Genomic DNA, 12,219 nt, shown 5'->3' on the forward strand with positions numbered 1-12,219 from the left:
TATGAAACAAGAATTTCGAGGTGAATGCATAATGAATATGACAGTGAAAGAGCATCAAATAGATCATAAAACGAAAATTAGTGTCGGTGGAGAAATCGATGTGTACTCCGCACCTGAGCTAAGAGAAACGCTTATGCCTAAAGCGGAGAAAGGGGAGCATCTTGAAATCTGCTTGAAGGATGTTTCTTATATGGATAGTACTGGTTTAGGTGTATTTGTTGGGCTGTTCAAAGCGGCTCAAAAAGCAGGTGGAACATTAAAGCTTGAGAACTTGTCGGATCGGCTTGTAAGGTTGTTTGAAATTACTGGACTAAAGGACATCATTGACATTTCTGCAAAGACAGAGGGTGGGGTACAATGAACGAATCAGTAGATCTAATCGAGATGAAAATCCCGGCGAAACCAGAATACGTAGGCATCATTCGTCTAACTCTTTCAGGCGTAGCAAGTCGAATGGGTTATGCCTATGAAGAGATTGAGGACTTAAAAATTGCCGTTAGTGAGGCGTGTACAAATGCAGTTCAGCATGCCTACAAAGGTGAACATGGCGAAGATGGAGAGGTAGCAGTTCGCTTTCTTGTCTATGAGGATCGTCTAGAAATCATTGTCGCTGACAAAGGCGGTAGCTTTGACTTTAAGCAAAAGCAGGAAGGATTAGGGCCTTACACATCTGCTCATACGGTAGATCAATTGGCAGAAGGAGGTCTTGGTTTATATTTGATGCAAACATTGATGGATGAAGTCGAGGTGCAAGCAAACTCCGGAGTTACCGTGGCGATGACAAAGTTTTTAAACAGGGAGCGAGTTGACCATGACACAACCATCCAAAACTATGAAACTAACTAAAGAGGAAGTGGATCGCCTTATCCAAAGCTATCAAACCAATCAAGACGAGCAGGCGCAGTTCACGCTTGTTGAATGCTATACAAACTTGGTCGATATGCTGGCGAAAAAATATTCCAAAGGCAAAAGCTTTCATGAGGATCTAAGACAGGTTGGAATGATTGGTTTACTTGGTGCAATAAAGCGTTATGACCCACTTGTCGGTAAATCATTTGAAGCCTTTGCGATTCCAACCATTATCGGGGAAATCAAACGCTTTTTACGTGATAAGACATGGAGTGTCCATGTACCAAGGCGGATTAAAGAGCTTGGCCCAAGAATCAAGATGGCGGTTGATCATCTGACAACGGAGACGCAAAAGTCACCTAAAGTGCAAGAAATTGCAGAATATCTAGATGTGACAGAAGAAGAAGTACTTGAAACAATGGAGATGGGCAAAAGCTATCAAGCGCTGTCTGTAGACCAAGGCGTAGAGGCTGATTCTGAAGGAAGCACCGTCACCATTTTAGACGTCGTCGGCTCTCAGGAAGAAGGCTACGAACGCGTGAACCAAAAAATGATGCTTGAGAGTGTGCTTCATGTTCTGACTGAAAGAGAAAAAGAGATTATCAATCTCACTTACTTGCAAAATAAGAGTCAGAAAGAAACAGGCGATTTACTCGGCATATCCCAAATGCATGTATCTAGACTGCAGCGGAAGGCAGTTAAAAAGCTACGAGATGCATTATCAGAAGATGCGTCTATGGAGCTAGGGTAATGAAGCAGATCGAACAGCATGACCATGTGAACGCCATTATCTATCAATCGAATAAAGAAGGAAAATCATGCTGCGGGGACAGTTTTTTTATTAAAGCAGATGATGAAGAACTAATCTGTTCTGTAGCAGACGGATTAGGCAGCGGCCAGTTCGCCAATGAATCATCTTCTTTAGTTAGTGAAATTGTCGAAGAATATGGACATGAGGATGTGACGACCCTCATAGACAGATGCAATCAGGCCATGAAAAATAAACGCGGGGCCACGGTTGGCATATTAAAGGTGAATTTTTCCCAGCAGCAATTTACCTATTGTTCGGTTGGTAATATCCGATTTATTTTGAATGCACCTTCTGGCGACTATATTTATCCACTTCCGACATCAGGATACTTATCAGGGAAACCTAGAAAATATAAAACATACACCTATTCCTACGAAAAAGGATCGACATTCATTATGTATTCAGATGGGCTGAATGTGCCAAACATGCGAATGTGTTTAAAGCATAGCCATTCAGTTGCAGATATTGCAAAACAACTTGAAACATACACACAAGACAAAAAGGACGATCTCACCTATGTACTTGGTCAGCTCATGTGAAAATAGCTGACCTTTTTTCTGTTTTGCCGGTTTTTTTGATACACTAAAAGAGAAGACACAGTGAGAGGATGCAAAGTATGAAGACATCTGACGTTTTATTGAAACAAATTGCAACAGAATTAAAGCTTTCAACGAAACAAATTGAAAGTGTGATCCAGCTATTAGAGGATGGCAACACCGTCCCGTTTATTGCTCGTTACCGGAAAGAGCAGACAGGCTCACTGGACGAGGTGCAAATTCAAACCATTTCCGAGCGCTATACATATATTCAAAATGTCACGAACCGAAAAGAAGAAGTCATTCGTTTAATTGCTGAACAAGACAAACTGACCGATGAATTAAAACAGAAGATCGAACAGGCTCATAAGCTGCAAGAGGTCGAAGATTTATATAGACCATTCAAACAAAAGCGTAAAACAAAGGCAAGTGTGGCAAAGGCAAAAGGGCTGGAACCGCTAGCAGAATATTTGCTCAAGCTACCGCATGATGATATCCAAAAGCAGGCTTCTGCCTTTATGAGCGAAGAAAAAGAAGTGACAAGTGTAGAAGAAGCACTTGAGGGCGCTCAGCATATTATTGCTGAACAGCTGGCAGATGACCCTGATATGCGCAAATGGATTCGCAGTGAAACCTACCAAAAGGGAAGTCTTGTCACATCAGGAAAAGACGTTGAAAGCGATGAGAAAAACGTCTATGAAATGTATTACGATTATCAAGAGCCGATCAAAAAGATTGTGCCCCATCGTGTACTTGCGGTCAACCGAGGAGAAAAAGAAGGCATCTTGAAAGCAGCCATCGAACCACCTGCTGAAAATATTCGTTTCTATCTCGACAAACAAGTCATAAAAGGCAAGCAAACGCCAGCGAGACCGTATATTGAAGCGGCTATTGACGATGCTTACAAACGCCTCATTCAGCCTTCGATTGAACGCGAACTACGAAAAGAGCTGACAGAAAAAGCAGAAGAGCAAGCCATCCATATTTTCGCTGAAAACTTAAGAAATCTGCTGCTTCAGCCGCCGATGAAAGGGAAACGTGTACTAGGAGTGGACCCCGCATTTCGTACAGGCTGTAAATTAGCGGTCGTTGATGATACGGGCAAAGTTCATCATATTGGGGTCATTTACCCGCATCCACCCGTCCAGAAAAAAGCGGAAGCCAAACAAAAAGTAAAAGAGATCATTCAATCATCAAACATTGAAGTCATTGCGATTGGAAACGGAACAGCATCAAGAGAAACAGAACAATTCATCGCAGACTTGATTCAAGAGCTGGATCAGCCAGTGTCATATTTGATCGTGAATGAAGCAGGGGCAAGTGTTTACTCCGCGTCCGCTCTAGCGAGAGAAGAGTTTCCAGACCTGCAAGTGGAAGAAAGAAGTGCTATTTCAATCGCGAGAAGATTACAGGACCCTTTAGCAGAGCTCGTGAAAATTGATCCGAAATCTGTCGGGGTGGGCCAATACCAGCACGATGTTAGTCAAAAGCAATTAAACAGCTCGCTAACCTTCGTTGTAGAGACGGTCGTAAACCAAGTTGGTGTAAACGTCAATACAGCCTCACAGGCGCTGCTGCAATATGTGTCAGGCCTTTCAAAAGCCGTCGCAGGGAATATCGTTAAGCGCCGCGAAGAGATTGGGAGATTCAGTAGCAGAAAAGAACTGAAGGATATCCCAAGACTTGGTGCCAAGACATATGAGCAGTGTATCGGCTTCCTGCGCATTGCAGAGGGACAAGATCCACTTGATCGTACAGGCATTCACCCTGAAAGCTATAAAGAAACAAAACAATTCTTACGCATGATCAAGATGACGCCAGATGATCTTGGAACAGAGCAATTAAAAGAGAAAATCGCTGAGGTGAAGCTGGACGAAGCGGCGGAGCAGCTTGAAATTGGTACAATTACACTTCAGGATATCATCGATCAGCTGACAAGACCTGAGCGTGATCCGCGGGATGAAGTACCAAAACCGCTATTAAAAACAGATGTATTGAAATTGGAGGACTTGAAGCAAGGAATGGAGCTTCAAGGAACGGTGAGAAATGTCGTGGACTTCGGTGCATTCGTCGATATTGGTGTGAAGCAGGATGGACTTGTCCATATTTCAAAGCTAAGCAACCGTTTTGTGAAGCATCCGCTTGACGTTGTGTCCGTCGGTGACATTGTGACCGTGTGGGTAGACTCCGTTGACCAGGCAAAAGGCCGTGTTGCCCTTTCCATGCTGAAACCAGAATAAACAAAAAACGAGGCGCACCTTAGGATGGGGTGTGCCTTGATGTGACTGAATGTTTTTTTCTATAGAAGTACCAGCATTGATTCAGCAATTTGATTTGGTAATGATTTTTTTCATAAAATGCCTTCTGCATCTGATTTTTCAGCCAGTTGGGCATCGCCCATTCCTCCTTTGATCGAAACAGTGGATGTACCTTCAATGTATGCAAAGGGGAAATTGTCCTGTTCGAGATTTTTATAGAAAGGAACGATCTTGTTTGAACCAGCCGCAATTACAACAGTTAACAGAGCAAATTTCTCAGCAGTTCTTTGGTAAGGAATTTCGCCACAAGGCTGTTTTTAATGACCGCTTAAAAACAACAGGCGGGAGATATTTACTTGGTACACATGATATCGAATTGAATCGTCGTTATTTAGAGGAGCATGGAAGAGATGAATTGATCGGTATCATCAAGCATGAGTTATGTCACTATCACCTCCATCTCGAAGGGAAGGGCTATCAGCATCGTGATCGTGAGTTTAAAGAGTTATTGAAACAGGTAGGAGCCCCGCGCTTTTGTACACCGTTAAGGGCTGTGCAAAACAGGCGAGGTCCACAGAAACGCCATGACTACGTTTGTACAGGATGCGGCAAGCATTTTATAAGAAAGAGACGGTTTGATACCTCTCGCTATGTCTGCGGCGTCTGCAAAGGAAAATTGACTTGGCACCGTACGATAGATTCAGTATGAAAAGCATTCCTAGAGGGATGCTTTTTTATATCCAATTCTTATATGCAAGAGAAAAAGTAGACATATTGAGACAAATAGAGATACAAGTCTCATTTTGTCTCTTTTTTTAGGCGGCTTGAATTGTCTAAAGCCCATGTTTCAACATGTCATGATGTTGGCACGCTTTTTGCTTGTATATAAGTGCAAGCAAAAAAGATAGGAGGTTTTACAACATGGAAGTCGCATTGACAAAAGAAAAAGCGGTATGGATGTATCAAAAAATGCTGGAGATCCGCCAGTTTGAAGATCGAGTACACACACTTTTTACAAAAGGAATCCTGCCAGGCTTTGTCCACCTTTATGCTGGGGAAGAAGCTGTCGCTGTAGGAGCCTGTGCCCACCTGAATGAAAAAGACAGCATCACAAGTACACATCGTGGACATGGACATTGTATAGCTAAAGGCTGCGATCTAAAAGGAATGATGGCAGAAATTTATGGGAAAGCCACAGGTCTGTGTAAAGGAAAGGGAGGGTCAATGCACATTGCAGATTTTGATAAAGGAATGCTTGGTGCCAATGGAATTGTTGGAGGCGGATTTCCGCTGGCGTGTGGAGCAGCCCTAACAGCTAAATATAAGAAGACAAAAAATGTAAGCGTTTGCTTTTTTGGGGATGGTGCAAACAATCAAGGAACATTTCACGAAGGAATTAATCTCGCAGCTATCTGGAAATTGCCTGTCATTTTCATTGCAGAAAACAATGGCTATGGGGAAGCGACACCGTTTTCCTATGCTTCAAGCTGCAAATCAATCGTGGATCGAGCCGCTGGTTATGACATTCCTGGGATTCAAGTAGACGGAAAAGATGTGATGGCGGTTTATCAAGCCGTAGAACAAGCAATTGAACGAGCAAAAAATGGAGAAGGTCCGACATTGATTGAATGCATGACATATCGGAATTATGGTCATTTTGAAGGAGATGCCCAGCGTTACAAAACAAATCAAGAAAGAACAGAACATCAAGAAGAGAGAGATGCCATTGCTCTTTTTAAAAATGAATTGATCAAAAAGCAACTGCTTACGGACAAAGAGATATCAAATATCGAAGCGGCTGTAACGGAAGCGATAGATGAAGCCGTTAGATTCAGTGAAGAAAGTAAATATCCAGATCATACTGAATTATTGACCGATGTGTATGTTTCGTATCAATAAATCAGAAAGGGGAAAGGAAAATGACAAGAGAAATTAGCATGTCTAGTGCATTGAACGAAGCGATTAAACTTGCGATGAGAAGAGACGAAGATGTCATTTTAATGGGGGAAGATGTTGCAGGAGGCGCTCATGTGGATCACTTGCAGGATGATGAAGCATGGGGCGGTGTTCTTGGTGTCACAAAAGGAATCGTTCAGGAGTTTGGGCGTGAGCGAGTCCTTGACACGCCGATCAGTGAAGCTGGCTATGTCGGTGCTGCCATGGCAGCTGCGTCAACAGGGCTAAGACCCATTGCGGAACTCATGTTTAATGATTTTATCGGCACCTGTCTGGACCAAGTGCTGAATCAAGGGGCAAAATTTCGATATATGTTTGGCGGAAAAGCGGAGGTGCCCGTCACAATTAGAACAACACATGGGGCGGGTTTTAGAGCAGCCGCTCAGCATTCTCAAAGTTTATATGCGCTATTTACGAGCATTCCTGGATTGAAAGTGGTTGTGCCTTCCACGCCATACGATGCCAAAGGTTTACTGCTGGCATCAATTGAGGACCAGGACCCTGTCATCTTTTTTGAAGACAAGACGCTGTACAATATCACAGGAGACGTTCCAGAGAGATATTACACTCTGCCGCTTGGCAAAGCAGATGTGAAGAGAGAAGGCTCAGATGTGACCATCTTCGCAGTAGGTAAACAAGTTCATACAGCACTCGAAGCGGCAGAACAGTTAGCTGCTCAAGGAATTGAGGCTGAGGTCATTGATCCAAGAAGCCTGTCGCCACTTGATGAAGAGGCGATTCTGGCTTCGGTTGAAAAAACAAATCGGCTTGTCATTGTGGATGAAGCAAATCCAAGATGCGGAATTGCCGCAGATATCGCTTCTTTGGTTGCTGATAAAGGATTCGATTTACTTGACGCCCCAATCAAAAAAGTGACAGCTCCTCATACACCGGTTCCGTTTTCACCACCTCTTGAAGATATCTATTTGCCGACACCTGATCAGGTTGTGAGCACCGTATTAGAAATGATTGGTGAGAATCAAGACAAGATATTGAACTAAAGAAAGGAGAGAGAAAGATGGCTGTCGAGGTTGTGATGCCAAAATTGGGCATGTCGATGAAAGAAGGCACTGTATCTGTCTGGAACAAGCAAGTCGGAGAGACCGTAAATAAAGGGGAAAGCATTGCAAGCATCAATTCTGAAAAAATTGAGATGGAGATCGAATCACCTGCTGAAGGCACCGTATTGGAAATCAAAGTGCCTGAGGGGGAAGGTGTCCCTCCTGGCACGGTCATTTGCTATATCGGTGCAGGAAATGAACAGGGTCAAGAAAAGAAAGAAGGAAGAGGTTTGCCAAAGAAAGAGAGAAAGAAAATCTCCCCTGTTGCACGTAAAATGGCTAACAATGCAAATCTGGACATTGACACGCTGGTGGGAACCGGACCAGACGGGAGAATTACAAAAGCGGATGTGCTTCAGGCACTTCCTGATCAGAAAGAGAAACAAACACAAACACAAATACAAAACAATAAGACAGACCATCAACCTGTCAACATGATGCGGAAAACAATTGCCTCACGGATGATGAAAAGTCTGCAAACAAGTGCACAACTCACAATTACGATGAAAGCGGACGTGACAAAACTGACAAAATTACAGCCTCAATTGAACGAAACAGCCATAGCACGTCACGATACAAAATTGACCATGACCGATTTTGTAGCCAAAGCAGCGATCCTTTCATTACTAGAACATCCTGCGATGAACAGTCAATATCAAAATGAAAGAGTGGAAACTTTTGAATATGTTCATCTTGGGATAGCTGCTGCTTTAGAAAACGGCTTAGCTGTGCCGGTTATTCGACATGCGGAGCGACTATCGCTCATTGAGCTAGCGAAGACCATCAAATTGTATGGCAAAAAAGCACGTGAAGGCAAACTTCTTCACGATGAAATCGAAGGCTCTACCTTTACGATCACCAACCTTGGTGCCTATGGTGTAGAGCATTTCACTCCAATTTTGAATCCGCCGGAAGCCGGTATCCTAGGCGTCGGAAAAATGTATGAAACCCCTGTTTATCAAGGTGGTGAATTGTGCAAAGGTCATATCCTTCCACTCAGTCTGACGTTTGACCACCGCGTGCTGGACGGGGCGCCAGCTTCCGCATTTTTATCAACTGTTAAAGCATATTTAGAAAAGCCAGTATCCATTCTTTTATAGGAAGAAGGAAAATACGATGACACTAGTTATTATAGGAGGCGGACCTGCAGGGTATGTGGCGGCGATTACAGCCGCTCGTTTTGGAAGGGAGGTTGTGTTAATTGATCAAGGCCAGTTGGGAGGAACCTGTCTCAATGAAGGCTGTATTCCAACCAAATCGCTTTTGCAAAGTGCTGATATGTACGAGCGTGTGAAGTCAGCTGCACATTTTGGAATTGAACTTCCAGGGGAAAAGCCCATCATCCAATGGGATGTCGTTCAAAAACGGAAAGAGTCAGTCGTCAAGCAACTAACTGATGGCGTTCGCTACTTGATGAATAAAAATAAAATCAAGGTGATAAATGGGAAGGCATCATTTCTTGCTGCACATGAGATGTTGATTGAAAGTGAAGGGGCGTGTGAAATCATTCAAGCAACACAAATCATCATTGCATCAGGGGCAGCACCCGCTGCTTTACCTTTTGCACCATTTGATGGGAAATGGGTGATTGACAGCAAGGATGCAATGTCGCTCCCTTCGATACCAGATTCGCTTTGTATCATTGGTGGTGGGGTGATCGGGTGTGAGTTCGCAAGTATCTTTAGCAGAATGGGGACAAAGGTTGTTATGATTGAACAGTCAGTACGCATTTTACCAGAAGAAGATGACGATATTGCACAATGCCTTCACGATCAACTTGAAGAAGCAGGTGTGGACATTTTGACATCGGCTGCAGTCAACCAGCTTGATTCAACCTCAAAGAAAGTGGTGATTGAGAGAAAACATGGTGAGCGGTGTGAAATCCAGTCTGATCTTTGTTTAGTGGCAATTGGCAGAAAGCCGCGGCTTGATGAGTTGAATCTTGACCAGATTGGCATTGAATATGACTGGAACGGGATCAATGTCAATGAGCATATGCAAACCAATCTCTCCCATATATATGCGTGCGGGGATGTCACAGGAGGAGTACAGCTTGCTCACGTTGCTTTTCATGAAGGTACGATTGCGGCCTCACATGCATCAGGCGAACATGTAAAGGTCAATGAACAAGTAATTCCAAGGTGTATCTATACGTCCCCAGAAATCGCCAGTGTTGGCTTAAATGAAGAGAAAGCTAGAAATCAATATAAAGATATTCGGATAGGTAAATTTTCATTTTCTGCAAATGGAAAAGCACTGATTCTAAATCAACCGGTCGGTCAGGTGAAAATCATTGTAGAACCGCAATACCAAGAGATTGTAGGCGTATCAATCATCGGGCCAAATGCAACAGAGCTGATTGGACAAGCAGCAGTCATGATGCATTCAGAGTTGACCGTTGATACATTAGAGCAATATATTGCGGCACATCCGACTCTTTCAGAGGCGATTCACGAAGCCTTGCTGCAAACAAGTGGACGAGCGGTGCACTGCTGAAAGAGAAACAAACTTCTCGACATCTATCTTGATGTGTTCTTGGGGTAGCCAATGTAATTGAAAGCGCTTTTATAATTATCTATAATGAATAAAAAGCCCCTAGAGGAGAGGATGGAATGAATCCGACACCTTGTTATTTAAATACGTGGAAACGTTTTGTTCGTGAAGGTTTGTTTGATAAGTCTCGTCTGGATAAAAGAGTGATGGAGTCATGGCACAGATGTAAACAAGCAAATGTTAATCCGTATTTAGATAAAGGACAGTCGTTGTTAGAAAAGGAATTATTCAGTGCTCAAAAAAAGAAATACTCATTATTCCTCAATACCGCTCTTCCTTACTTAAATAAAATCAGTCAGCAATTAAAAGAATCTGACATGTTGGCCTTACTCATCGATGCAGACGGGTATGTGCTAAGTCTGACAGGAAGCCAAAGGACGATGGTGGAAGCAAGAAAAATTAATTTTATGGAGGGGGCGCGCTGGACCGAAACAGATGTAGGGACAAACGCGATCGGAACGGCACTCGTCATCGGAGAAGCTGTGATGATTAACGGAACTGAGCATTTTTCTATCGCCTCTCATCATTGGAGCTGTTCAGCCGCCCCTATTCGTGATGTAGACGGTACGATCTTAGGGGTGATCGATATCTCCTGTATGGCGGATAACAAGCACCCTTTTATGCTTGGAATGGCTTCAACGGTTGCTTATGCCATAGAGAGAGAAATTCAAGTCCAGCAAAAAAGGAGAGAGATGGAGCTCATCACTCATTGTCTCCAGCAGGTGGAAGCGGACGAACCGTATGTTGTCTGTAATGAAAAAAAGCAAATTGTTTCTGCAAGCAGGTCGATTAGAGAACGATTTTCAGACTGGTACGGAATGGATGTCGAGCGGCTTATGGCTCATCCATTTGTTATCCGGGGAAAGCAAATCATTCAATCAGAGCAAGATGGAAAGATGCTAGGCATGTCCCTTTCTCTTGAAGAAGCAACGAAAAGCAACATAACCGTTTCTTTTCCTCAATTTCCCGGGGAATCCGGAACAAGTAAGGTGTTTCAACAGACGCTCAGCGAGATGAAGAGAGCGGCACAAACAAATGCTCATGCATATATTTGGGGAGAAACAGGTACAGGGAAGGAACTGGCCGCTAGGGCCATTCACTCAGCCAGTGAAAGGCATAGAGGACCGTTTATTGCTGTTAATTGCGGAGCCATTCCTGAAAGCCTGTTAGAAAGCGAATTATTTGGCTATGCTGAAGGGGCTTTTACAGGGGCAAAACGTCATGGAGCTAAAGGGAAATTTGAACAAGCTCATAAAGGAACACTCTTTTTAGACGAAATTGGCGAAATCCCATATGCGATGCAAGTAGCGCTCCTTAGGGTGATAGAAGAAAGAAAAGTCGTACCGCTCGGCGGGACACACGAAATCCCTTTGGATATTAGAATTATTACAGCGACGCACCGGAACATGAATGAACTGCTGAAGGAAGGAAAAATACGAGAAGATTTGTACTACCGTCTTCATGTCTATCCAATCAACATCCCGCCACTCAGGGACAGAAAGGAAGACATCCCTGATTTATACCGTTATTATCAAAAGAAACATCAGTGGAATGCGAAGTTTCCTGAATCTTTTTTTCAGAAGTTGCAGGAGTATCATTGGCCGGGAAACATACGCGAGCTTTTTAATCTGTTTGAACATATAAGGGTGTTGTTTCCTGAAGGAGGAAGGATTGGGTCGTCTCAATATGATGAGGTATTAGAGGCAATTGACCAGAAAAAAAAGAAGTTGTATCCAGCAGAGGGTCACGATATTTCAAAAGAACTAACATATAGGGAACATATTCGAAAGCAAATGGTGATAGAGTCACTGCACAAAACGAAAGGTCATGTGTCAGAAGCAGCTAGGTTAGCGGGGGTGCCAAGAAGCACTTTTTACAAGTGGATGCGAAAGTTTAAGCTGTCGTAAATCTTAGGTATGGCAGCATCAAGGAGGCTCTGGTCTCCCTTTGAGAGGTCGGGGTCTTTCTGCGATGGATCAACAGAAAACAAAAAGGAAGGGAAAAAGGCTTGACTGTTATATTAGTATATGTTAAATTGTAAAAGCCGTCGCAAATGAGACAGGGATGAAACGCTTGAAAATTCTTGACACATTTTTCTGGCATAGATATAATGAAACATGTCTTATTATTCCGCAGTAGCTCAGTGGTAGAGCTATCGGCTGTTAACAGCTCGGTAGCAGGTTACAGTTATACAT

Annotated in this window: 12 protein-coding genes; 11 read left to right on the plus strand and 1 reads right to left on the minus strand. The window is 43.3% G+C overall.

Annotated elements, in window-relative coordinates:
* Nucleotides 1-31: 31 nt before the first annotated feature.
* The 5 genes from BA70_RS15295 to BA70_RS15315 all read left to right on the plus strand — a co-directional run bounded on the left by BA70_RS15295 (nucleotide 32) and on the right by BA70_RS15315 (nucleotide 4,436).
* On the plus strand, nucleotides 32-361 hold the full coding sequence (locus BA70_RS15295; protein ID WP_034324013.1) for an anti-sigma factor antagonist: 330 nt from the start codon (nucleotides 32-34) through the stop codon (nucleotides 359-361).
* Nucleotides 358-846, plus strand: a complete 489-nt coding sequence (gene rsbW, locus BA70_RS15300) for an anti-sigma B factor RsbW (RefSeq protein ID WP_034324014.1) — start codon at nucleotides 358-360, stop codon at nucleotides 844-846. The genes BA70_RS15295 and rsbW overlap by 4 nt, the downstream gene beginning before the upstream one ends.
* On the plus strand, nucleotides 812-1,600 hold the full coding sequence (sigB, locus tag BA70_RS15305) for an RNA polymerase sigma factor SigB (protein ID WP_034324016.1): 789 nt from the start codon (nucleotides 812-814) through the stop codon (nucleotides 1,598-1,600). The genes rsbW and sigB overlap by 35 nt, the downstream gene beginning before the upstream one ends.
* Complete coding sequence (locus tag BA70_RS15310; protein ID WP_034324017.1) at nucleotides 1,600-2,199, plus strand: PP2C family serine/threonine-protein phosphatase; 600 nt, start codon at nucleotides 1,600-1,602, stop codon at nucleotides 2,197-2,199. Before sigB ends, BA70_RS15310 begins: the two co-directional genes overlap by 1 nt.
* Before the next feature lie 77 nt (nucleotides 2,200-2,276).
* Nucleotides 2,277-4,436 (plus strand): Tex family protein, encoded by a 2,160-nt coding sequence (locus BA70_RS15315; protein ID WP_034324020.1) that lies wholly within the window; start codon nucleotides 2,277-2,279, stop codon nucleotides 4,434-4,436.
* Between the two features lie 19 nt (nucleotides 4,437-4,455).
* On the opposite strand, the gene cmpA is transcribed toward BA70_RS15315, so the two are convergent.
* Nucleotides 4,456-4,590: a cortex morphogenetic protein CmpA gene (gene cmpA, locus BA70_RS20040; protein WP_008346893.1), complete on the minus strand. Its 135-nt coding sequence runs from the start codon at nucleotides 4,588-4,590 to the stop codon at nucleotides 4,456-4,458.
* A gap of 99 nt (nucleotides 4,591-4,689) precedes the next feature.
* Here cmpA and BA70_RS15320 point away from each other — a divergent pair, with 99 nt between their 5' ends.
* From BA70_RS15320 to BA70_RS15345, 6 genes are all read left to right on the plus strand, one after another.
* Nucleotides 4,690-5,163: a SprT family protein gene (locus BA70_RS15320; protein WP_034324022.1), complete on the plus strand. Its 474-nt coding sequence runs from the start codon at nucleotides 4,690-4,692 to the stop codon at nucleotides 5,161-5,163.
* A gap of 212 nt (nucleotides 5,164-5,375) precedes the next feature.
* On the plus strand, nucleotides 5,376-6,353 hold the full coding sequence (locus BA70_RS15325) for a thiamine pyrophosphate-dependent dehydrogenase E1 component subunit alpha (protein ID WP_034324025.1): 978 nt from the start codon (nucleotides 5,376-5,378) through the stop codon (nucleotides 6,351-6,353).
* Between the two features lie 20 nt (nucleotides 6,354-6,373).
* A complete protein-coding gene (locus BA70_RS15330) occupies nucleotides 6,374-7,411 on the plus strand; it encodes an alpha-ketoacid dehydrogenase subunit beta (RefSeq protein WP_034324027.1) in 1,038 nt (345 codons plus the stop codon).
* A gap of 17 nt (nucleotides 7,412-7,428) precedes the next feature.
* Nucleotides 7,429-8,571 (plus strand): dihydrolipoamide acetyltransferase family protein, encoded by a 1,143-nt coding sequence (locus BA70_RS15335; RefSeq protein ID WP_034324030.1) that lies wholly within the window; start codon nucleotides 7,429-7,431, stop codon nucleotides 8,569-8,571.
* Nucleotides 8,572-8,587: 16 nt separating this feature from the next.
* Entirely contained in the window at nucleotides 8,588-9,967 is a 1,380-nt protein-coding gene (lpdA, locus tag BA70_RS15340) for a dihydrolipoyl dehydrogenase (protein WP_034324033.1), read from the plus strand.
* Between the two features lie 116 nt (nucleotides 9,968-10,083).
* Nucleotides 10,084-11,931, plus strand: coding sequence for a sigma-54-dependent Fis family transcriptional regulator (locus BA70_RS15345; protein WP_034324034.1), 1,848 nt, complete (start codon nucleotides 10,084-10,086; stop codon nucleotides 11,929-11,931).
* Nucleotides 11,932-12,219 lie beyond the last annotated feature (288 nt).

Source organism: Bacillus zhangzhouensis (assembly GCF_000715205.1).
In the GTDB taxonomy this organism is placed as follows: Bacteria; Bacillota; Bacilli; order Bacillales; family Bacillaceae; genus Bacillus; species Bacillus zhangzhouensis.